General features: G+C 50.4%; 19 protein-coding genes and 1 pseudogene. 14 read left to right on the top strand and 6 right to left on the bottom strand.

The window, feature by feature from the left end; genetic code table 11:
- Nucleotides 1-148: 148 nt before the first annotated feature.
- The 5 genes from OGV52_RS20015 to OGV52_RS19995 all read left to right on the top strand — a co-directional run bounded on the left by OGV52_RS20015 (nucleotide 149) and on the right by OGV52_RS19995 (nucleotide 6,614).
- The gene (locus OGV52_RS20015; protein ID WP_047497972.1) at nucleotides 149-937 is read left to right on the top strand and encodes an IclR family transcriptional regulator; all 789 of its coding nucleotides are present in this window, start codon (nucleotides 149-151) and stop codon (nucleotides 935-937) included.
- Between the two features lie 4 nt (nucleotides 938-941).
- Nucleotides 942-1,847, top strand: coding sequence for a dihydrodipicolinate synthase family protein (locus OGV52_RS20010; protein WP_047499100.1), 906 nt, complete (start codon nucleotides 942-944; stop codon nucleotides 1,845-1,847).
- Nucleotides 1,848-1,857: 10 nt separating this feature from the next.
- The gene (gene yjhG / locus OGV52_RS20005; RefSeq protein ID WP_141875244.1) at nucleotides 1,858-3,825 is read left to right on the top strand and encodes a xylonate dehydratase YjhG; all 1,968 of its coding nucleotides are present in this window, start codon (nucleotides 1,858-1,860) and stop codon (nucleotides 3,823-3,825) included.
- 106 nt (nucleotides 3,826-3,931) lie between these two features.
- Nucleotides 3,932-5,281: a GntP family permease gene (locus OGV52_RS20000; RefSeq protein ID WP_001128363.1), complete on the top strand. Its 1,350-nt coding sequence runs from the start codon at nucleotides 3,932-3,934 to the stop codon at nucleotides 5,279-5,281.
- A gap of 346 nt (nucleotides 5,282-5,627) precedes the next feature.
- Nucleotides 5,628-6,614: a sugar-binding transcriptional regulator gene (locus OGV52_RS19995; protein WP_047497966.1), complete on the top strand. Its 987-nt coding sequence runs from the start codon at nucleotides 5,628-5,630 to the stop codon at nucleotides 6,612-6,614.
- Between the two features lie 40 nt (nucleotides 6,615-6,654).
- Here the strand turns inward: OGV52_RS19995 and OGV52_RS19990 are convergent, their stop codons facing one another.
- The 4 genes from OGV52_RS19990 to mtnK form a co-directional block, all read right to left on the bottom strand.
- On the bottom strand, nucleotides 6,655-7,659 hold the full coding sequence (locus OGV52_RS19990) for a GRP family sugar transporter (protein ID WP_141875245.1): 1,005 nt from the start codon (nucleotides 7,657-7,659) through the stop codon (nucleotides 6,655-6,657).
- Nucleotides 7,660-7,762: 103 nt separating this feature from the next.
- Nucleotides 7,763-8,404 carry an L-fuculose-phosphate aldolase gene (locus tag OGV52_RS19985; RefSeq protein WP_287109032.1) on the bottom strand — a complete coding sequence of 214 codons (642 nt, stop codon included), beginning with the start codon at nucleotides 8,402-8,404 and terminating at the stop codon, nucleotides 7,763-7,765.
- 28 nt (nucleotides 8,405-8,432) lie between these two features.
- Entirely contained in the window at nucleotides 8,433-9,533 is a 1,101-nt protein-coding gene (gene mtnA, locus OGV52_RS19980) for an S-methyl-5-thioribose-1-phosphate isomerase (RefSeq protein ID WP_141875247.1), read from the bottom strand.
- Nucleotides 9,534-9,542: 9 nt separating this feature from the next.
- On the bottom strand, nucleotides 9,543-10,802 hold the full coding sequence (gene mtnK / locus OGV52_RS19975) for an S-methyl-5-thioribose kinase (RefSeq protein ID WP_049282230.1): 1,260 nt from the start codon (nucleotides 10,800-10,802) through the stop codon (nucleotides 9,543-9,545).
- Nucleotides 10,803-11,477: 675 nt separating this feature from the next.
- Between mtnK and OGV52_RS19970 the strand changes: the two are divergent.
- Both OGV52_RS19970 and OGV52_RS19965 read left to right on the top strand, forming a co-directional pair.
- Nucleotides 11,478-12,622, top strand: a pseudogene (locus OGV52_RS19970) (IS3 family transposase).
- Nucleotides 12,623-13,084: 462 nt separating this feature from the next.
- The gene (locus OGV52_RS19965) at nucleotides 13,085-13,531 is read left to right on the top strand and encodes a hypothetical protein (protein WP_047497950.1); all 447 of its coding nucleotides are present in this window, start codon (nucleotides 13,085-13,087) and stop codon (nucleotides 13,529-13,531) included.
- 731 nt (nucleotides 13,532-14,262) lie between these two features.
- Here the strand turns inward: OGV52_RS19965 and OGV52_RS19960 are convergent.
- Nucleotides 14,263-15,258 (bottom strand): 2-dehydro-3-deoxygalactonokinase, encoded by a 996-nt coding sequence (locus OGV52_RS19960; protein ID WP_200012611.1) that lies wholly within the window; start codon nucleotides 15,256-15,258, stop codon nucleotides 14,263-14,265.
- Nucleotides 15,259-15,287: 29 nt separating this feature from the next.
- Complete coding sequence (locus tag OGV52_RS19955; protein ID WP_047499097.1) at nucleotides 15,288-16,442, bottom strand: iron-containing alcohol dehydrogenase; 1,155 nt, start codon at nucleotides 16,440-16,442, stop codon at nucleotides 15,288-15,290.
- Nucleotides 16,443-16,733: 291 nt separating this feature from the next.
- Between OGV52_RS19955 and OGV52_RS19950 the strand changes: the two genes are divergently transcribed.
- The 7 genes from OGV52_RS19950 (at nucleotide 16,734) to OGV52_RS19920 (ending at nucleotide 23,188) form a co-directional block, all read left to right on the top strand.
- Nucleotides 16,734-17,534, top strand: coding sequence for an IclR family transcriptional regulator (locus OGV52_RS19950; protein WP_016153306.1), 801 nt, complete (start codon nucleotides 16,734-16,736; stop codon nucleotides 17,532-17,534).
- Nucleotide 17,535: 1 nt separating this feature from the next.
- Nucleotides 17,536-18,486 carry a 2-dehydro-3-deoxygalactonokinase gene (locus OGV52_RS19945; RefSeq protein ID WP_131346136.1) on the top strand — a complete coding sequence of 317 codons (951 nt, stop codon included), beginning with the start codon at nucleotides 17,536-17,538 and terminating at the stop codon, nucleotides 18,484-18,486.
- 42 nt (nucleotides 18,487-18,528) lie between these two features.
- A complete protein-coding gene (locus tag OGV52_RS19940) occupies nucleotides 18,529-19,164 on the top strand; it encodes a 2-dehydro-3-deoxy-6-phosphogalactonate aldolase (protein ID WP_047497939.1) in 636 nt (211 codons plus the stop codon).
- Nucleotides 19,165-19,186: 22 nt separating this feature from the next.
- Nucleotides 19,187-20,161 (top strand): Bug family tripartite tricarboxylate transporter substrate binding protein, encoded by a 975-nt coding sequence (locus tag OGV52_RS19935; protein ID WP_016153309.1) that lies wholly within the window; start codon nucleotides 19,187-19,189, stop codon nucleotides 20,159-20,161.
- A 53-nt stretch (nucleotides 20,162-20,214) separates the two neighbouring features.
- Nucleotides 20,215-20,754 (top strand): tripartite tricarboxylate transporter TctB family protein, encoded by a 540-nt coding sequence (locus OGV52_RS19930; protein ID WP_049282236.1) that lies wholly within the window; start codon nucleotides 20,215-20,217, stop codon nucleotides 20,752-20,754.
- Nucleotides 20,755-20,756: 2 nt separating this feature from the next.
- Entirely contained in the window at nucleotides 20,757-22,268 is a 1,512-nt protein-coding gene (locus OGV52_RS19925) for a tripartite tricarboxylate transporter permease (RefSeq protein WP_016153311.1), read from the top strand.
- 155 nt (nucleotides 22,269-22,423) lie between these two features.
- The gene (locus OGV52_RS19920) at nucleotides 22,424-23,188 is read left to right on the top strand and encodes an IclR family transcriptional regulator (RefSeq protein WP_047389881.1); all 765 of its coding nucleotides are present in this window, start codon (nucleotides 22,424-22,426) and stop codon (nucleotides 23,186-23,188) included.
- The last annotated feature ends 74 nt before the right edge of the window (nucleotides 23,189-23,262 follow it).

Genomic DNA, 23,262 nt, shown 5'->3' with positions numbered 1-23,262 from the left:
CACTAAATGTGGCTGTTCTAGATTCATTATTCAAACTGCGGACAAGATCACATTTAATCACTTCATTACGGTTCAGCATGCTGAACAAAGCATATTTTCCACTATGTAATGCCGATACCATTTATTCCATGAGCAAGGAGGAGCCATTATGGTTCGCAAAGGGTGTAATTCATTAGTCCGTGCTGAAAAAATATTAACCCACATTGCATGGGTTGGCATGGCAAGTTATATGGAGTTATTAAATAAATTCCAGTACCCCAAAAGCAGCCTGCTTAATTTATTGAATGTAATGGTGGAGTGTGGTTTCTTAATTAAAAACAAAAACGGCTACTATTCACTGGGAATAAAAAACTACGAATTGGGTTGTCAGGCGTTACACCGTCAAAATATATTTGAGGTGACTAAGCGGCCAATGCAGGAGTTGTCGCTGAAAAGTGGACTGGTTTGTCATCTAGGGGCGATGGAGAGCATTTCGGCTATCTATCTCGACAAGATCGAAAGTCCGGACTCGGTACCGACGAGCAAAAGCTGGATTGGCAAAAAACTTGAATTGCATATTACTGCATTAGGTAAGGCGTTATTAGCCTGGAAGACACGAGAAGAACTGGATTATTTTTTAGAGGCACTCACGTTAACCCCGCATACGTGCAATACATTTACCGATAAAAAGTTGTTTCTGGAAGAATTACAAAAAACACGGCTTCGGGGGTGGGCCATAGACAACGAAGAATCAACCTATGGTGCGGTATGTTTAAGTATGCCGGTATTCAATATGTATAACAGGGTTAACTATGCAATCTCACTTTCTGGCGATCCAGTAGTTTATTCAGGAAATAAGATAGACAGCTATCTGGAATTGCTCCGGAAATGCGCCGGGCAAATATCATATGGGCTGGGATACAGAAACGAAAATGAGCATTTACGAAAAGGAAACTGAGGTAATGAAAAAATTCCGCGGCATTATTCCACCGGTATCCAGCACGTTTCATCGTGACGGAACCCTTGATAAAAAGGCAATGCGCGAAGTTGCCGACTTCCTGATTAATAAAGGGGTCGACGGACTGTTTTACCTGGGTACCGGTGGTGAATTTAGCCAGATGAATACAGCCCAGCGCATGGCGCTCGCCGAAGAAGCCGTGGCAGTTGTGGGTGGGCGAGTGCCGGTATTGATTGGCGTCGGTTCGCCCTCCACTGACGAAGCGGTCAAACTTGCGCAGCATGCACAAGCCTGCGGTGCTGATGGTATCGTCGCTATCAACCCCTACTACTGGAAAGTCGCACCACGCAATCTTGACGACTATTACCAGCAGATCGCCCGTAGTGTCACCCTGCCGGTGATCCTGTACAACTTTCCTGATCTGACGGGTCAGGACTTAACCCCGGAGACCGTGACGCGGCTGGCTCTGCAAAACGAGAATATCGTTGGCATCAAAGACACCATCGACAGCGTTGGTCACTTGCGTACGATGATCAACACAGTTAAGTCGGTACGCCCGTCGTTTTCGGTATTCTGCGGTTATGATGACCATTTGCTGAATACAATGCTGCTGGGCGGCGACGGTGCGATAACCGCCAGCGCTAACTTTGCTCCGGAACTCTCCGTCGGCATCTACCGCGCCTGGCGTGAAGGCGATCTGACTACCGCCGCGACGCTGAATAAAAAACTACTACAACTGCCCGCTATTTACGCCCTGGAAACACCGTTTGTCTCACTGATCAAATACAGCATGCAGTGTGTCGGGCTGCCTGTAGAGACGTATTGCTTACCACCGATTCTTGAAGCATCAGAAGAAGCAAAAGATAAAGTCCACGCGCTACTTACCGCGCAGGGCATTTTACCAGTCTGAGGAGAAACTCATGTCTGTTCGCAATATTTTTGCTGACGAGAGCCACGATATCTACACCGTCAGAACGCACGCCGATGGCCCGGATGGCGAACTGCCATTAACCGCAGAGATGCTTATCAACCGCCCGAGCGGGGATCTGTTCGGTATGACCATGAATGCCGGAATGGGCTGGTCTCCGGACGAGCTGGATCGGGACGGTATTTTACTGCTCAGTACACTCGGTGGCTTACGCGGTGCAGACGGTAAACCCGTTGCGCTAGCGCTGCACCAAGGGCATTACGAACTGGATATCCAGATGAAAGCGGCGGCCGAGGTTATTAAAGCAAACCATGCCCTGCCCTATGCCGTGTATGTCTCCGATCCTTGTGACGGGCGTACTCAGGGTACAACGGGGATGTTTGATTCACTACCATACCGAAATGACGCCTCGATGGTGATGCGCCGCCTTATTCGCTCTCTGCCCGACGCGAAAGCAGTTATTGGTGTGGCGAGTTGCGACAAGGGGCTTCCGGCCACCATGATGGCACTCGCCGCGCAGCACAACATCGCAACCGTGCTGGTCCCCGGTGGCGCGACGCTGCCCGCAAAGGATGGAGAAGACAACGGCAAGGTGCAAACCATTGGCGCACGCTTCGCCAATGGCGAATTATCTCTACAGGACGCACGCCGTGCGGGCTGTAAAGCCTGTGCCTCTTCCGGCGGCGGCTGTCAATTTTTGGGCACTGCCGGGACATCTCAGGTGGTGGCCGAAGGATTGGGGCTGGCAATCCCGCATTCAGCCCTGGCCCCTTCCGGCGAGCCTGTGTGGCAGGAGATCGCCAGAGCTTCCGCGCGAGCTGCGCTGAACCTGTGTCAAAAAGGCATCACCACCCGGGAAATTCTCACCGATAAAGCGATAGAGAATGCGATGACGGTCCATGCCGCGTTCGGTGGTTCAACAAACCTGCTGTTACACATCCCGGCAATTGCTCACCAGGCAGGTTGCCATATCCCGACCGTTGATGACTGGATCCGCATCAACAAGCGCGTGCCTCGACTGGTGAGCGTACTGCCTAATGGCCCGGTTTATCATCCAACGGTCAATGCCTTTATGGCAGGAGGTGTGCCGGAAGTAATGTTACATCTGCGCAGCCTCGGATTGTTGCATGAAGACGTTATGACGGTTACCGGCAGCACGCTGAAAGAAAACCTCGACTGGTGGGAGCACTCCGAACGGCGTCAGCAGTTCAAACAACTCCTGCTCGATCAGGAACAAATCAACGCTGACGAAGTGATCATGTCTCCGCAGCAAGCAAAAGCGCGCGGATTAACCTCAACTATCACCTTCCCGGTGGGCAATATTGCGCCAGAAGGTTCGGTGATCAAATCCACCGCCATTGACCCCTCGATGATTGATGATCAAGGTATCTATTACCATAAAGGTGTGGCGAAGGTTTATCTGTCCGAGAAAAGTGCGATTTACGATATCAAGCATGACAAGATCAAGGCGGGCGATATTCTGGTCATTATCGGCGTAGGACCTTCCGGTACCGGGATGGAAGAAACCTACCAGGTTACCAGTGCCCTGAAGCATCTGTCATACGGTAAGCATGTTTCGTTAATCACCGATGCACGTTTCTCGGGCGTTTCTACTGGCGCGTGCATCGGCCATGTGGGGCCAGAAGCGCTGGCCGGAGGCCCCATCGGTAAATTACGCACCGGGGATATCATTGAAATTAAAATTGATTGTCGCGAGCTTCACGGCGAAGTCAATTTCCTCGGAACCCGTAGCGATGAACAATTACCTTCACAGGAGGAGGCAACTGCAATATTAAATGCCAGACCCAGCCATCAGGATTTACTTCCCGATCCTGAATTGCCAGATGATACCCGGCTATGGGCAATGCTTCAGGCCGTGAGTGGCGGGACATGGACCGGTTGTATTTATGATGTAAACAAAATTGGCGCGGCTTTGCGCGATTTTATGAATAAAAACTGAAAGCATAAATAAAAACATCCAGACACCTGAATTATCCGGCTATGCATCATTCGTTATTTGCTCAGTCGGATAATGATGGGTCGCTACCCTGTTATGAGAGGACGTTATGCCACTAATTATCGTTGTGGCAGGGATTGCTTTACTCCTGCTTTTAACCATAAAAATTAAGCTTAATACGTTTGTTTCGTTAATTATTGTCTCGATTGCTGTCGCCATCGCCAGTGGTATGGATTTGAGTAAAGTTGTCACCTCAGTCGAATCCGGACTTGGCGGTACGCTGGGCCATATTGGTTTGATATTTGGCTTCGGTGTTATGCTCGGTCGCTTGCTGGCCGATGCGGGTGGTGCGCAGCGAATAGCGCTGACCATGCTGAATTACTTCGGGAAAAATAAACTTGACTGGGCAGTGGTCTGTTCGGCGTTTATTGTCGGTATCGCACTTTTTTTCGAAGTCGGTTTAATTCTTCTGGTACCTATTTTATTCGCTATTGCCCGTGAAGCAAAAATATCGCCGATGTTTATGTGTGTGCCGATGCTTTCCGGTTTGCTGGTCGCACACGGTTTTTTGCCGCCGCACCCCGGCCCGACAGTTATCGCCAGAGAATATGGTGCTGATGTAGGATTGGTACTGATATACGGTATCATAGTCGGCATTCCAACCTTTATTCTTTGCGGCCCGGTATTGAATAAATTCTGCCAGCGCATTATTCCGGACGCCTTTAAAAAAGAGGGGAATATAGCCTCTCTCGGCGCGACCCGCCGATTCAGCGAAAGCGAAATGCCTGGCTTTGGAATCAGTTTTCTCACGGCAATGCTGCCGGTGATCCTGATGGCGGTTGTCACCATAATCCAGATGACTCATGCCAAAAGTGCCGCAGATTCAGGCTTATTCTACAACGTGATACTGTTCTTAGGTAATTCGACGATCGCCATGCTGATTTCACTGCTGTTCGCGATCTATACCATGGGCCTGGGGCGCGGGAAAACAATCCCTGACCTGATGGATTCTTGCGGAAAAGCTATCGCGGGTATTGCCGGTCTGCTGCTGATTATCGGTGGTGGTGGTGCATTCAAGCAAGTTCTCATCGACTCTGGCGTTGGTCAGTATATTTCTACCCTGGTTTCGGGTATGGATATTAACCCGATCCTGATGGCCTGGGGCGTGGCCGCATTCCTGCGTATTTGTCTGGGTTCAGCCACCGTCGCGGCGATCTCTACCGCCGGTCTGGTCATCCCATTGTTGGCAGTACATCCCAATACCAACCTGGCCTTGATTACGCTGGCTACCGGCGCCGGATCCTGTATTTGTTCTCACGTTAACGATGCCAGTTTCTGGATGATTAAAGACTTTTTTGGCCTGACCACCAAAGAAACGCTGTTATCCTGGACGCTGATGTCCACACTCTTATCCATCAGTGGGCTGATTTTTATTCTGCTCGCCAGCTTAGTTTTATAATCGGGTTCTGACCAGTGAGCCAACCTGTCGTTCACTGTCCCCCATAATTTAGTGAGTGACGGCAACTGTCTACACGGTGACGAATCGCTGGCGATCTAAAAGGAGCGATATTGAACCGTTGATTATGCTGGAAGGGTGTACTCTCAGTAATACTGTAAAGCCGGAGCATGTCTCCGGCTTTACAGTATGGGGGAACAGAGGGCGATCGCTCAAATGGTATGCTGGTTTATTTCATGTAAAAGAATAAAATATCTGTATAAAATCATGCCACTGGCAATCTGCATCAACTCTCCGGGTAAACAGGGTTAAGATAAGCATTTCCCCGGTTTAATACAGGTATACAAAAGTGGATAGAGATCAAACAAACAGCAGCCTGTTCAATGATGATCCCGTACTTCATGCAACATGGCTGTACTATCAGGAAGGCAAAAGCCAGACTGAAGTTGCATCTATCATGGGGGTGTCCCGCGTCACGGTTGTCAAATACCTGCAAACAGCCAGGGAAAATGGACTGGTTCATATCAACCTGGATGTGAATGTCTTTGGATCTATCGACGCAGCTTTGCAAATTCGCGATAAATTCAATCTCCAGAGAGTGATCATCGTGCCTGATGGCGAACATGCCGGAAAACGTGATGATACAAAGCTGATGCGTACTCGTCTTTCACGTGCCGGTGGCATGTATCTGAATCAGGTAATTGAGAATGGTGATGTGCTGGGGGTTGCCTGGGGAAGAACAATCCATCAGATGAGCAAAACCATGACGCCGAAGTCATGTAAAAATGTCACCGTTATTCAGATGCTCGGTTCCATGCCCTCTCAACCAGACCTGACGATTATTGAATCCTCATCGCAAATCGCTTACAAGCTTTCAGGCCGCGTCGCTTCGCTTCATGTTCCTGCCGTGGTATCAAGTGCCAGACTGGCCATGGAATTACAGGCAGAGCCTATTATTCGATCGAATTTTGACGTTCTGACTCGCTGTACGAAAGCCTTTTTTGTCGTGGGTAACGCGCTTGATGAAAATCCCCTGATTCGGGTGGGCGTGCTGAATAAGAAGGAAATGCAGACGTATCGGGATTTAGGCGCAGTAGGTGTCATTTGTGGCCGCTTCTATGACAAGGAAGGGATGCCCGTCGTGGCTGATGTTGACCAGCGTATTCTGGGAATCAGTCTGGCTCAGTTAAGGCAGATTGAACGGAAGATCTTTCTTGCTGGTGGGGAAAGAGGCTATGACGCAACGTTGGGTGCCCTGCTGGGAGGATATGTCACGGACCTGATTGTTGATGAAGGAACGGCAGAGTTTTTGCTGGCGTGTGAATTACCACACTAAAAGAATGAACAACTGCCCCATGTGGATATGGGGCAGGATTTTATTGATTAGCGGCGATAATAAGAACAATACCCACAATGTATGAAATAAACATGGTCAGCAGCAGTTTATTGGTTCCGGCTGGCGCACTGGCAAATTCTCTCCAGATGAAGACCCCCCAGATCACGGCAATCATCGTGGCACCCTGTCCCAGACCGTAGGAAATGGCATAACCCGCCTGACCAGACGCAATCAGACTGAATGCAAGACCGACACACCAAATCATACCGCCCAGCCAGCCGCAAACATGATCCCGTAAACTCCCGGAAAAATACATTTTCCCGTTGACCGGTTCTCCTGAAATAGGCTTTTTCATGACCAGCGTGTTAAGGACAAAGTTCGACAAAAACAGCCCCACGGCAAACAGGACAAGTGCTGAGTACGGCGTCATCAGACCGCTGGCAGGCTGACTGAAATTGTCAGACATGGAGTCAGCCAGGAAGCGGAAAAACCATCCCATGATGATACCCGCCAGAATGGCAGTGATGAGACCTTTATTACGACGGGATTTATCCGCCTCCTGCGTGACACGACCATAGGCTATCGCGGTAAAAATAATGGCGATCACAACACAGGCGACACCGAGGAACAGAATGAGCGGATCGCCCTGCGGGTTGCCGATATAGGTAGTGATTACACCCAGAGCCAGTGCCAGCCCCACACCCACAGGAAAAGCTACCGCCATACCGGCAAGATTAATAGAAGCTACCAGAAGGATATTGGAAATATTGAAAATAATCCCTGCCAGTATTGCCGACATCAGACTACTACTGCTCGCCTGCTGAATATCAGGTATAAAGCTACGACCGGCTTCGCCCATAGAACCCAGCGAGAAGGCAAATAACAAAGAACACAGCAATAATCCAATTGAGTAATCCCAATAGAATAGAGGAAACTCCCATTTTTTATTGCTGACAAGTTTGGTTGTATTCGCCCATGAACCCCAGCAAATCATGGTAATAAAACACATTATTATGGCGACAGCATACGATTCCACGATAAACATAAATAACTCCTTGTGGTAGTTATAATCAATCGTTGTGGACAGAGGGGATAGCAGCCATTCCGCGAATGGCTGCTATATGTTATTAATTAAAATAAAGCTGTAATTACGCTTTCAAACCATACGTTTTGAATTTTTCAAGAACGATGGTCATTTCGGCTTCAGACAGAACGGGAACATCGTGATGTAATCCGCCACATTTGATGTATAAATCAGCCAGCGTCTCGGTTTCACCCGCCAACCACAACGTCTTTTCCAGCGTGACGTCCATGGCCAGCATACCGTGGTGCTGCATCAGCAAGGACTTACTTTCTCTGATCCCTTTAGATACACCGTCGGCCAGTTCAGGGCTGCCAAAGGTATAATAGGGAATACAGGGAATATGATCCGTCCCCGATACCGCCACCATATAATGAATGGCCGGAATTGAATGATTATGTATTGCCACCGCCGTGGAATTCACCGCATGCGTATGTATGACAGCATTCAATTCTGGTCTGGCTTTATAACACGACAGATGAAATAACCATTCACTTGATGGTATTTTACCCGCGTCAGGTACTCCCTTATCGTCTACAAAGACAATCATGTCCGGCGTCATCTTTGAATAAGCGATCCCACTCGGCGTAATCAACATGCCACCGGTATATCTGGCACTCACATTACCTGATGTTCCTTGATTAAGACCTGACGCATTCATTTCCCGACAAGTGGAAATGATATTTTCTGCTAATTTGATCCTTTCCATTCTTGCTCCTTAACAGCACTGGCCGTCGCTAGAGTGAGTTACTCTTAAGGTCAGCAAACATCCCCGACAGCGCTGACTCACTGGCGGCACAGACTCCCCGTTCAGTAATGAGGCCGGTGATATATTTGGCAGGCGTGACGTCGAAAGCATAGTTTCCGCAACGTGTTCCTTCAGGGGCAATATTCACCCAGCTCAACTCTCCATGAGGGTTTATCCCGTAGACATGGGACTGTTCCTTTCCGTCACGTTGTTCAATCGGAATGGTTTTTCCGTCTTCAATAGTCCAGTCAATGGTGGGTGAAGGTAAAGCGACGTAAAAGGGCACATGGTTATCATGGGCGGCCAGCGCTTTAAGATAGGTGCCTATTTTATTACAGACATCTCCTTTGGCCGTTGTTCGATCGGTCCCGACAATACAAAGATCAACGTCGCCGTGCTGCATCAGGTGACCTCCCGCATTGTCGGCAATCAGGGTGTGAGGAATGCCATGTGATCCCAGTTCAAATGCCGTGAGCCCTCCCTGATTGCGTGGCCGCGTTTCATCCACCCAGACATGAACGGAAATTCCGTTTTCATGCGCTTTATAGATGGGGGAAAGTGCCGTGCCCCAATCTACGGTCGCCAGCCATCCTGCGTTGCAGTGCGTCAGGATATTTACCACACTGCCTGCCGGTTTTTTCTGGGCTATTTCGCGAATGAGTTCTGCGCCATGTAATCCAATTTGTTCACACAACGCGACATCTTCCTCGGCAATTTCTGCCGCCAGCGCCCAGGCCACATCCTTGCGCTCTGATATACAGAGATTCTTCAGTGTGGCTATCATCCTGTCGAGAGCCCATTTGAGGTTAATTGCCGTTGGTCGGGTTTTGATAAGAAGGTCATAGTAACGCTGCAGACCCATGTCACTGGCATCGTGATTCATTCCCAGCGCGATACCATAGGCTGCAACGACACCAATAAGCGGAGCGCCACGAACCCACATCTCCTGAATAGCCGTAGCGGCCATTTCCGCAGAGGTAAGCGCCACCACCTCGAACTTAAAAGGCAACTTAGTCTGATCGATGATTTCTACCGCTTTTCCATCCCCGGAAACCCAGACCGTACGGTAGTGTTTACCTTTAATATTCATAATGACCTCTTACTTAACCTTCGCAGACTGGATGACGGAGTCCATATTTTTAAACTGGCGGGCATTGACGATAAGATCGCGCGCCATGGTCAAAGCGCGTCGTTCACATTCTGCGCGAAGCTCTGTATTTTCAATCTGTTTCAGCTCGGCAACGCCAGCAAAACCAATGATCCGGCGATTCATTTCCATGCCGGCATTCACCAGGGAATCTTCAAGTAGGGTGGCAAAAAACTGATCCTGTGCGTCCTCAAGAGCGGCCCTGTTCTGTTGATACATTTCTGTCGGCCACGCGTCGCCCTGTGTTTTGTTGTCCCAAAGTTGACGGAACTCCCGGGTGAAAACGGACCAGGTTTGGACAATCTGCTGAAGCAGCCATTCCTGATAGTCAGCGCGACGTTGCTCATTCGCATCCCACCCAGGGCGTGAGAAGAACGCCAGCAGAATGTTGCCAATATAATTGCCGATATCAAACGCCATTGGACCCATGAAACCGAATTCTGGATCTATCACTTTGGTATCCGTGTCGGTCACCATGATTGACCCTGAATGAAGGTCACCATGTAACAATGCCTGCGCTTCTGTCATAAATTTGTACTTATAACGCATGGCAACCTGGATCATCTCTACATCAGCCCAGGCCTTATGGACGGCATCGTCCAGTTCAGGAGAAGTCCAGTTATTCCGTTCAGCGTTGTAATAGGGCTCTGTGAAGATCAGATCTTCCGTAATTTTGCACAGCTCATGATTCAACGCGAACTCGGCAGTAAGCGCTTTTTTCTGTTCTGCTGACATGCCAATGTCAGACGTATTAAAGAGAGTCTGAGCTAAAAAACTGCCGATATCTTCTGCTAGCTTAGGGAATTTTTTACCGTTAATCAGTTCCTTACGCAGAATTACGTGAGGCGTCAGATACTCCATGGCAAACAGTGCCATTTCCGGGTCGTAAAAATAGACCTGCGGAATCAGTGAGTGACCCGCGTATTTTGCTTCTTGACATAAAACGTTGTACTCAAAGCCTGCTCGGCTCAGAGATAAAGGCCATCCTTCGCCTCCTGCACGAAGCCAAGGCAAAGCTTGTTTTACAATGATGGTTTTATGCGTCCCTTCAACGATAAACACCATGTTCAGGTTTCCGTCCCCCACTTCTGAAACTTTCCACTCTTCAGGTAACCCTCCCGGTTCGCATGAAGGGGTCAGTCTGGATGAGAGATAACCCGGCAGCGTGTCACATGTCAGCGGCTTGTAACCTGATGGAATTGAATCCGTCATAACAGTTCTCCTTGTCTACACAGAATGATAATCAACTTGTCATATGACAACTATACATTATCAAATGTAAATTTATTTGTGACGTATGTAGATTTTTTGAACTGGAGAAAATTAAAAATGATGTTGTATGGAGTCATGATCCTTACAGGAACCAGTAGAGGCAAGCATCCATCATTACGATATAATTCATGTTGTTATATCGCAGTAATAGTACTGCATGGGGAATTATTACGGGCAATCTTAGGCGAAAGGAAGTATTGAAGTGACAGAATAAAACCATACTTGTTTTTATACATATGTATTTTTCTGTTGTCTTTTGTTTTGACAACACATGGTATTTGTCATGCCGATGCTAATAGACAGATAGATTCTAGGGCCAACAGCCCCATCATCATGATGGAGCAACAGAGGTGAGTCTAACGTTCCCGCACTTCTTACCGATCGGCACTAACGATCAATATCGAGAAACTGATCTATCAAAACGATTATCTTTCTTGCAACCTGCCTGGTTACCCTTGCCTTACATTGCACGCAGAAAAGCCCTTTATTACGGTTAGTTATCTAGCTGAGGCTTGCTACGCCCATTTTCCATGTACCCCAAATCAAGAGGTCTGAATCACCACAGGTTTAACAGACACCTCGGAGTCATTTGAAATGGCTTAAAGAGAGGTGCACATGAGCAGTAAGCGTTATCCTGAAGAGTTTAAAATTGAAGCAGTTAAACAGGTTGTTGATCGTGGCTATTCTGTTTCCAGTGTTGCAACACGTCTCGATATCACTACCCACAGTCTTTATGCCTGGATAAAGAAGTAGGGGCCGGACTCATCCACCAACAAAGAGCAGTCAGATGCTCAGGCCGAGATCCGCCGACTCCAGAAGGAGCTGAAGCGGGTTACTGACGAACGGGACATATTTAAAAAAGCCGCGTACTTCGCAAAGCTGTCCGACTGAGGTACGCCTTTATCCGTGACAGCTCCTGTTGCTGGCCTATTCGTCTGCTCTGTAGGGTGCTGGATGTTCATTCCAGTGGTTTTTACGCCTGACTTCAGCAGCCGCATTCTCAGCGCCACCAGGCAGATCTGAGACTGACGGGACAGATCAAACAGTTCTGGCTGGAGTCCGGTTGTGTTTATGGCTATCGCAAGATCCATCTGGACCTGCGGGACAGCGGGCAACAGTGCGGAGTGAACAGAGTCTGGCGACTGATGAAGCGTGCCGGGATAAAGGCTCAGGTCGGGTATCGACCCCCATGAGCGCGTAAAGGTGAAGCCAGTATCGTGACACCCAACAGACTCCAGCGGCAGTTCAACCCGGAAGCACCGGATGAACGTTGGGTAATGGACATAACTTACATCCGAACCCACGAAGGCTGGCTGTATCTGGCCGTAGTTGTTGACCTGTTCTCGCGCAAAGTTATCGGCTGGTCAATGCGACCCCGGATGACAAAAGATATTGTTCTGAACGCACTGCTGATGGCTGTATGGCGACGTAATCCCCAAAAACAGGTGCTGGTTCACTCAGACCAGGGCAGTCAATACACAAGTCATGAGTGGCAGTCGTTCCTGAAGTCACACGGGCTGGAAGGTAGCATGAGCCGTCGCGGTAACTGTCATGATAACGCGGTTGCAGAGAGCTTTTTCCAGCTACTGAAACGCGAACGGATAAAGAAATAGATCTACGGAACGCGTGAAGAAGCCCGTAGCGATATTTTTGATTACATCGAAATGTTTTATAACAGTAAGCGTCGGCATAGTTCAAGCGATCAGATGTTACCGACAGAATACGAAAAGCAGTATTATCAACAGCTCGGAAGTGTCTAGATTATCCGTGGCGATTCACCGACGCTCCTATAAAAAAGTAAACCGCTACTATGCTAAATTCAGGTCCGCAGATAAAAAGTATGAGAAAGAAGATCAGATAACCCCTCTTCAGGCCAGCGCCATCAAAAAGCGTGGTACCCGATATGCACGGACGTATGAAATATTTGTCGATCGCAACGGCAACTATCGTGTTTCAAAATTAAATAAAGAAAAGAGTCCACAGGATAATCGATGGCCAACATTATTATTTTTCTCATTGCTAAGTGGGGTTGGTATTATTACTTGTAGCTATTCCTTTAAAAAATAGCGAGCATAATTTTAAGCAAAAACTACAATTAAAAAGTAAGATTCAGCCCTTCCCCCATATCGTTACAGTAAACGTTTTTAATGCGGATTTGTCTCAGCATATTTATGCCTATCGCTAAAATAATGACAAAGGCATGAAAGAAAAAAGGAAATATTATGAGCGTAATGATAATCTCCCGAGACCATTTTTTTTCATTCGGACTCACTACCGTTTTACGCGAGGGGGGATTGTGTGTTTACCCCGTGTTATTTAAAAGCATTACAGATATTATAAAGACTGTTTTTATTAATAAAGGTGATGTTATTATTATCGATGTTGACAGTTTTTCAGATACTACATTTCTGCATCATGACATCAATAAAAAATGTCACTTTATCTATATATTTGATTTACCGCTCCGTTTTCTTAAGATGAACCACAGTTTTTTATCTAAAAAAGACCCATCCGGTTACATTATCAAGAGCCTGCAAAATGCAACCGAAATAAGCCATCCTGTCATCAACAGTCGAAATATGAGAAATCTGGAACTTTTTAACCAAGGGCACAGCATTCAAGGCATTGCTGATGAAATTAACATGTGTAAAAAAGTGTCTACCGAATAAAAAATGAAGTTGTCATCAACAGTGGTTTTTTAAAATTCCATCCTGCTTTTACAATGTATACAATGATTATTTTACTGCAATTACTACCATGAGAAATCACGGCCAATAACCTTATATTTCATTTCAGGATATAGCGATAACTTTTATTGCCGGAATGAATTCTTGCAATCCATTTCCCGGCACATGAGGGTTGCCGGGTATTCTTCATGCCTGATACGGGCGTGATTTGATCAATGCAGGCCGTGTGAATCCCAGACATTACCCCGCCGTTCAGACTTGGCAAGAGTTTGAAATGGTACCGATAATGGAGTCGAACATACGACCTTCACATTACGAAAGCAAGCCAACTCCAAAATGAGTACAACAATGAGTACAACAATGAGTACAACAATGAGTACAACAATGAGTACAACAATGAGTACATTTAAGACAATCCAACAAACAAAGCAATATATATCAATGACATAATACCAAAATCACGGTTTAACGTCTGACTTCAACTCGCTGAGCAGGCTGATGAACTGACCATCCTCCAGAAGGCCGCGACATACTTCGCGAAGCGCCTGAATGGCCTGCGGCCTGAGGATGACCTGGATGTGCCTGCAGGCTTGAGGAAATTGCCCAATAAAATCATTGTTATCTCTTACACATCCGGTCCTTATGTGCTGTATGCGAAACAGTGAAAAACCACAAAGCCCCGCGTAGCCTGCGAGGCTTTGTTATCTGGTGCGTTACGTCATCTGACGGGCAATATACCCTGCCCCTTTGATCGCCAGTTGGGCGATCTCGTCTTTATCACAGATAAAATGGACCGGGTTCTCAAGTCCATATCGGCTGCGCCACAAAGAACGATACATTTCGCAGCGCTGCCGCTTGCCTGTCAGCACAATGTCGCCTTGCAGAGAAAAGCCTAAACGCTCGGCCTCATCAAAAAGTTTCATGTCATCCGCCGCCAGCGCCGCCTGACAAAAAAATGTTCTTTCGACTGCGGTGCACGGCAACGAGAACTCGATAAAACGCGTAAACAGCAGCGTACGCAGAAGGCCCGCATGATGCACGCTATCACAGGCATATTGCAGGATGTCCGCCGAGAAAAAATCGTCATCCTCTTCTTCCAGCATACTGGCGCCAATAAACGTCTCTTTTTTCACCGCCGCATAAACCTGCCCGCTCAGACTGGTAATACTGCCGGCGATTCTTCCCTGCGCGTCAATGTGGATAAGCTTGGTTGTTGAACCCAGTTCGATCATCGTCAGCGGCAGGTTCCTGTAAATCGACGTCATCAGCCCTACGGCCTGAGTCTCTTCCCCGCGCATCAGGTCGATATCCCGCAGGCTGGACCAGCTACGATCCGCCTGCGCATTTTTGATACCAGGGACAAAACGGATCTCCAAATCCAGAGGCAGTATTGCGGGATCTTTAACCTTCACCACCCGGGAGACAAGCTGCTCAAGGCTCACCGGAGCGGTGATATGCGGTATCTCCAGCAGCCCGAGGTTAGAGGTGATCATTCCCGAGGCAATCGCAAAACGCACATCACCAGTCGTCAATTGGTTAGCGTGCAGCAGTTCACTTATCCCTGCGGCAATGGCGTCTCTGAAATCCCCCTGAGAACGGGCCTTCCCGGAGTTAACGCCAACAGCGAGGAGATGTTCAGCAACGATCTCCTCATCGCGTAACAAATAGAGCCGGGTCTGGGTTGAACCGCTGTCGATGATAATAATCATAAGCTTGCTCCTGAGGCGGTGACGTGGGTTTAGAGGCTTTGCTGATAAATGGCGCGAATCTCATCGGCGTCAGGCACGCGGGGATTATTCGCAAGCACGACACGCATCGTGGTAGTGGCATTGCCAATAAACCAGTCGAAATGTTCCTCTTTAACGCCCAGAGAGCTGAGCGACGGCAGCATATTGACGTAGCCCAGCAGCGAACGCACCGCATCAATACTGCTTCTCGCCGCTTCTTCTTCGGTCATATTGAGGGTATTCACGCCAAGCGCTTTGGCGATAGCGGCGAATTTTTGCGGCGCGCTTTGCCAGGTGAATTCCATAAAGGCCATGTAAATGGCGGCAATGCCTTCAGCATGTACGACATCAAGCAACCCGCCCATCGGGTGCTGCAACGCATGGGGCAATGTCGTCCCGGCACAATCAATCGCCATACCCGCCAGCGAACTGGCAAAAGTGACTTTTTCCCACGCCTCAATATTGGTGGCATCGTCATAAACCTGCGGTAAATATTTGCCAATCAGCTCAAGCGCCTGTAATGAAAGCATTTCACTCATCGGATGGGCATTTTTCGAAATAAATGACTCCAACGAATGAAACAGGACATCTGCTCCCGGACCGGCAATAACGCGCCGGGGTAACGTCAGCATTAATAAAGGATCAATAATTGCCGCCTTCGGATAAATCAGCGGATTCACCAGCCCTTTTTTGTCATTGGTTTGTGGATTCGTAAATACCGCCGTTTTATTCGCTTCGCTGCCCGTGCCTGCGGTAGTCGGAATTAACACTACCGGTAGCGCCGAATCAGCCGGAGTTTGTCCAAATACATAGTCCCAAATTCCTCCGCTATTACAGGCCATAAAGGCAATGCCTTTTGCCATATCCATCGCGCTTCCCCCGCCAATGCCGACAATCACATCGCATTGCTGTTCACGGGCGAACGCAGCCCCTTCATCGACAAGGGTTGAAAGCGGGTTCTGCATGAAACGGTCAAAACAGACGGACGTCACGCCCGCCTGCGTCAATACATCAACCAACGCCGCCAGCTGCCCCGTAGGCTTCGCACTATCTGAAGCAATGATCAGCGCCTTTTTGCCGTATTGCGCGGTAATTGTTCCCGCCTGTGCCAGTTTCCCCTGGCCAAAATAGAAATTAACCGGATTAACGAAATTAAATCCTGACATAATTTTTCCCTTATGGTGTGAATTCACGATGAAGTTAATGCGGCGCGCGATGCCCATTAATAATCAGCCATTCGCCTGAACGAGAAGCTACTCAATACGCATCACCGACAGTCCAAAATATATATTTCACCCTGAACCTCAATTGTGATTACTATCGCTTTATTCAGCCTAATAATCCCTATATATGAAACACGAGTTTATAATGTGGTATTGTGTGAGCGAATTCATATTTCCAGTTAATTGACTATGGAAATATACCGCCATCAAATAAGCGACCTGGCGGAAATTATCATGACCTCCTCTCCTTCGACTGTGAACGGTGTACAAACGTTACTGCGCGGACTGGCTGCCATCGAAGCGGTTGCCGCAGGACATCATGATTTACGCGCAATCAGTCAGCACATTTCCGCACCGCGCAGTACAACGCATCGTCTGATCAGCGCCCTGGTCGCTCAACGATATTTGCGACAAATTTCCAGCCGGGGCTATTTTCTCGGGCCAAGACTGATTGAGCTGGGCGGCGCATCGCTTGCTGGTTATCCGCTACGCATCGCTGCCCGCCCACTGCTCGAAGCGCTGGCTCAGCTCACTCAGGACACCGTCCATCTCGGTATTCGCGAGCAAGGCGACGTGTTGTATATCGATAAAATTCCCGGTACCCGCGGGCTGGAGATGCGCTCGCGCGTTGGGCACCGTATGCCGCTGTTTTCGACTGGCATTGGCAAAGCGCTGATGCTCGGCGCGACGATGGCGGAATGGCAGCACTTTTATCGACTGCATAATCCCGGCGCGGACGCCGGTTCCTTTATTCGCAGCATGCACCATTACGCTGAGCGCGGTTACACCCTGGATCTGGAAGAGAACGAGCTCGCCATCCGCTGCGTGGCGGCACCGATTCGGGATGCCGGAAATCATGTTGTCGCCGCTATTTCCGTCGCCAGCATCGCCCCCTACATGCCGGATGAACGCATGCAGGAGCTCAGCGGCATCGTAAAACGTTACGCTGAGGACATTTCCGCAGAGCTGGGCTGGGTGGCACATCGAACCTCTCTGATTTATCCCTTCGTCTCTACGCATGCAAAAGGATCCTGATATGACTGCATTGATCGCCCTGGATTGGGGAACCAGCGCGCTACGCGCCTACCGCTTAGCCGCAAACGGTACCGTGACTGCACGGCGGGAACTTCCCCACGGCATCATGAAATTACCCGACGCGCCCAATCGGCTGATGAGCTTTCGTCTGGCCTTCGACCTGGCCTGCGCAGACTGGCTGGCAGCCGATCCCGCCTGTCCGGTTATTGCCAGCGGCATGATTGGCAGCGCCCAGGGCTGGCAGCCCGCGCCCTATTTGCCTGCGCCCTGCGATGCTCGTCAGTTGGCGGAGCAGTTAACCCGCGTCGATGTCGATGACCAGCGCTGCTTCTATATCATTCCAGGCGTTCAGCAAACGAACCTTTTGCCGGAAGTGATGCGTGGAGAAGAAACCCAGGTGTTCGGCGCAATCGCGGGTGATGAACGCCTGCGTGATGTTCAGGCCAGCGGCAGAGAATCGCTGATTGCCCTGCCCGGTACACATTCAAAATGGGTGAGCGTCACGCAGGAGAAAATTGACCGCCTGCGTACGTTTATGTCGGGGGAACTTTACGATGTGCTGCGCCACCATTCGATACTGGGGCTGACGATGCAGCCCCCTGAAGCTCCTGACTGGCAGGCTTTTGCTGAAGGCATCCGCGTCGCCCGCCAGCAGCCAGGCAATTTGCTCGGCTCTCTCTTTTCGGTACGCACCCGGCTCCTTTGTCAGCAGCTATCGCCGCAACAACAGCCGGACTATCTCTCGGGTCTCCTGCTGGGCAATGAGCTTGCCATCGCGCTGGATGGGATCTCCGCCGATACCGACATCACCTTAATTGGTTCGCAGCCGTTGTGTCAGCGCTACCAGCGCGCCATGGCGATTTTTGAATGCCGCAATCCGGTGTATATCGCTCCCGGTGCGGCGGAACAGGGAATGTGGCAGGTAGCGCGTTACGCCAGTCTTGTGGCCTGATTTCCCGTTGACCTTTTTCTCGACCAACACCAGGAACTGACTATGGATTTTATCACCACGCTACGTCAAACCGGTCTGATTGCCATTCTGCGCGGTATACCGCCCGAACAGGTTGAAGCCGTCGGAGCCGCCCTGTATGAACAGGGATTCCGCATCATCGAAGTCCCGCTTAATTCGCCTGAACCCTTGCTGAGTATTTCACGTCTGCGTCGTATTTTACCTTCGGACTGTTGGGTGGGCGCTGGAACGGTGATGACCGTGACTCAGCTGCATGACGTGGCGCAAAGTGGCGGCCAGCTGATTATCTCTCCCCATACCGATCCGGTATTAATTGAAGAGACAAAGCGCGCGGGATTGATAAGCCTCCCCGGGGCGGCGACGCCAGGCGAGGCTTTCAGCGCGCTGGCGAAGGGAGCGGATGCGGTGAAACAGTTTCCCGCTGAAGCGATCCCTCCCGTCGTGGTGAAAGCGTGGCGCGCCGTGATCCCCGCGACGATCCCGCTGCTGCCCGTTGGTGGAATCACGCCGCAGGCAATATCCGACTATCGCGCCGCCGGAGCCAGTGGATTCGGCCTTGGCGGCGCGCTTTACCAACCAGGTATGACAGCAGAGCAAGTGGCCAGTCGCGCCGCTGACTTCGTGACCGCCTGGAGAACGTCCTCGCCCCTTAATACATAAAAAGAACCAAACGGAGTTGACTATGAAAATTCAAAAATTTACCTCTGGATTATTAACCTCGCTGTTAGCCGCCAGTTCATTACTGCTGGCAAGCCCGACTCAGGCGGCGGATTATCCTACGCGCCAGATAGAGCTGATCGTCCCCTTCGCCGCTGGCGGCGGCACCGATCTGGTGGCGCGCGCATTTGCTGAAGCCTCTAAACCGCACTTTCCGGTCGGCGTTGGCGTCATTAATAAGCCTGGCGGAGGCGGCGCAATTGGTTTTAGCGAGCTTGCCGCATCGCGCCCTAACGGCTACAAGCTGGCGATGGGCACCGCCGAACTGACTATCCTGCCCTCTCTGGGAATGGTGAAGTTCAAAACGGAGGACTTTACTCCACTGGGTCTGTTTAATATGGAACCCAGCGCCGTGACCGTTAAAATCGACGCACCATGGAATACGCTGGAAGAGTTCCTCGCCTGGGCGAAAGAGAATCCGGGCCAGGTCAGGGTAGGCAACTCAGGAACGGGCGCAATCTGGCATCTGGCAGCCGCGTCGCTGGAAGATAAAACCGGCGTAACCTTCAACCACGTTCCTTTCGATGGCGCGACGCCCGCCGTCACCGCGCTTTTAGGCGGGCACATTGAAGCCGTTACGGTGAGCACTGCGGAGGTCCTCAACCAGGTTGAGGATGGCAAGCTGAAAACACTGGCCGTAATGAGCACTCAACGTGACGCCAACATGCCTGACGTCCCCACGCTTCAGGAAAAAAACATCGATCTGTCGATCGGCGCATGGCGTGGGCTGGTTATCTCCAGCAAAACCCCGCAAAACGTGATCGATTTTCTGACCACCGCTATCGCCGCCACTGCCGATGAACCCTCTTTCAAGGAAGCGTTAGCCAAAATGCGCCTCAACTATGTCTGGCTCGATCGTGCTGAATTCCAGGCATTGCTTGAAGAGCAGCAGCGCGATTTCTCCGTCACCATCGAAAAACTGGGCCTCGGTCAAAAATAACGGTGACGTCCGGCCAGCCCCTTCTGGCCGGATAGTCCTCATGGGAGTCGTTTATGGTTGAAAATCCGTTAACTCCGACAACGCCGCCACCAGCGTCTACGGCAGAACGACAATGCTACATTTTGGTCGCTCTGCTGCTGTGTCTGATCGCCGTAGTGGTGCTGGCGATTGCCAAAAGCTTTCCTGCAACGTCCATTTCTACGGATATCGGGGCGGGCGCATTTCCTTCGGTTTATAGCTGGTTGCTGATTATTCTCTCGTTGATCTTAATTGCTGGTCAGTTCTCTGGTACCACGCTACGCCAGCTGATGGTTCTACCCACTCGCCCCACTCAGGGGTTTGGACGCTGGACGGGGCCGTTTTGTACCGTCGTCACCTGCGTGGCATACCTCTACGCCATGCAGCTTTTTGGCTACCTGGCCGCAACGGTACTTTTTATGATGCTGATTATGAAAATCTCCGGTATCCAACGCTGGTGGGTTAATGGGCTGCTGGCCATCGTGCTCTCCATTACGCTGTATATCCTCTTTTCGCTGGCGCTTAACGTTCCGCTGCCGGAAAGCAGCCTCCTGGAATCGCTGACTCTGGAGTAATTATGTCCCAATTTGATCTTATTCTCGGCGGCGTAAATAGCTTGCTGGCCCACCCGGAAGCCATTTTATTTTCAATGATTGGCGTCTGGCTTGGCATCCTGGTGGGCGCGTTACCGGGCCTGACTGTCACCATGAGCGTTGCCGTAATGCTGCCTTTTACCTACGGCATGGATCCGATTTCTGGCTTACTGATTATCTCCGGCGTCTTTTTTGGTGGCGTTTATGGTGGTTCGATTATTGCCATTCTGCTCCGGATCCCCGGCACGCCAGCCGCCGCGGCAACGGCGATTGACGGCTATGAACTGACGAAAAAAGGTCAGGCCGGTGTGGCGCTGGGCACGGCGACTTTCTCCTCTTTTTTCGGCGGCACCCTCAGCATAATCGTGCTGATGTTCCTCTCGCCGATTCTGGCCGAGGTGGCGCTAAAATTCAGCGCCGCAGAGACGTTTGCGCTGGCCGTTTTCGGCTTAAGTATTATTGCCAGTATTTCCGGTGAATCGCTGATTAAGGGGCTGATCGCTGGCGTTGGTGGTTTGCTGGTCGCGACCATTGGCCTCGATCCGATGGGCGGATTTCCGCGTTTCACCGGCGGTTTTGTCGAGCTGATGAATGTGCCTTTTATCCCGGTGATGATTGGCCTGTTCGCCACTGCAGAAGTGCTTAAGTCGCTGGAAAAAGACGAGGTAGTGAGCAAGACGGTGCAGTACGCTATTGGTCGAATCATTCCGCCGTGGTCTACGTTCAAACGTCTTATTGTCACACTGCTGCGCTCCTCCGGTCTGGGGGTGTTTATTGGCATGATTCCCGGCGCGGGGGCGGATATTGCCGCTTTCGTTTCTTACAATGAAGCGAAGCGCTTTGCCAGGCCGGAAGATCAGTTTGGCAAGGGTGAACTCAAAGCGGTTTCGGCCTGTGAAGCAGGCGCTAATGGCTGCACGGGCGGCGCGCTGTTGCCTATGCTGACGCTGGGGATTCCTGGTGACGCCACGACGGCGGTAATGCTGGGCGCGCTGACGCTACAGGGAATGCAGCCTGGGCCTCGACTATTTACCGAACACAGCGACACGGTGTATATGCTGTTTGTCGGAATGCTGTTTTGCTATCTGATGCTGCTTATTCTTGGCCTGGTTTCCGTTCGTTTCATCGCCAAAATGATCAACATTCCCAAGAGCGTCCTGACTCCGCTGATCCTCGCACTGTGTATCGTCGGCACCTATGCTCTGAACAACAGCATGTTTGACGTCGGCATTATGTTGGTCGCGGGCGTGATCGGCTATTTCATGCAAAAAGGCGGTTTCCCGGCATCTCCTGTCGTGCTGGCACTCATCATGGGGCCGATGGCGGAAAGTAACTTCCGTCGCGCGATGTCGCTGTCCAACGGGAGTTTTGATTTCATTTATACCCGTCCCATCACCGCCACGCTCCTGCTATTGGCGATGCTGACTCTGTTTGGCCCAATGGTACGCAAGGCCATAGCCGCAAGACGCGCACGTAAAAATCAGTTGCTCTCCTGAATGAGCAGAAACGGGCAGAAAATCCGTCACTGTTACACGGAATTTCTGCCCACGGTGGCGAAATCACGGCGCGGTTACATTTTTATCGCACAGAATCGGTTATTGTTATCGTACTGATCTTAAACATGAATATGACCACTGTATCAGGGTGAATTATGGATGCTCAACCTACCGAAATTACGGGAGTACAAACCCTACTGCGCGGTCTTGCTGTTATTGATGCCGTCGCGTCAGGATGTCGGGATTTACGCAGCGTCGGCGAGTTTACCGGAACCAGTAAAAGCACGACCCATCGGCTGCTCAGCGCGCTGGTACAACAGCGTTTTCTTCGCTTCACTCACCACGATGGCTATGCGCTTGGCCCACGCTTAATTGAGCTGGGCACCCGTTCACTGGAAAATACACCGCTTTATCCTCTGGCGCGCCCCTTCCTGCAACAGCTGGCGGATTTTACCCGCGACACGGTTCATCTGGGGCAACGGGAAGGCGCGGAAGTCCTGTATATCGATAAAATTCCAGGCCAGCAGGGACTGGAAATGCGCTCGCGTATCGGGCATCGCATGCCGCTGGTGCTGACCGGCATTGGCAAAGCGCTGTTACTCGACGCGGATGAATCCGAATGGCGTCAGCTTTTTTTAGCCCATGGCGAATTATGTCATCTCCCGGACTTCCTCGCCCGGATGCGCGGCTACGCCGACGCAGGCTTCGCGTTCGATCTTGAAGAAAATGAGCCGACGATTCGCTGCGTGGCGGCTCCGGTTTACGATGCCGGAAACCATGTGGTCGCGGCCATCTCCGTCGCCAGCACGGTCATCTATATGCCGGACGCGCGCATGCAAGAACTCGTCCCTCACGTCAAAGAGTGCGCTAAAAAAATATCGCTGGAACTGGGCTGGCGCGCCCCTTCTTTTACCCCGTAATCCCACCGCTTAATGTCAACATCCTTGAATGTTAACGGGCGACATATCGATTGCAGCTATGTCGTCTGTTGCTG

The sequence above is a fragment of the Citrobacter sp. Cb041 genome (assembly GCF_030336655.1).
In the GTDB taxonomy this organism is placed as follows: domain Bacteria; phylum Pseudomonadota; class Gammaproteobacteria; order Enterobacterales; family Enterobacteriaceae; genus Citrobacter; species Citrobacter braakii.
The sequence above is the reverse complement of the archived record's forward strand: the minus strand, read 5'-3'. Positions and strand labels throughout refer to the sequence as shown.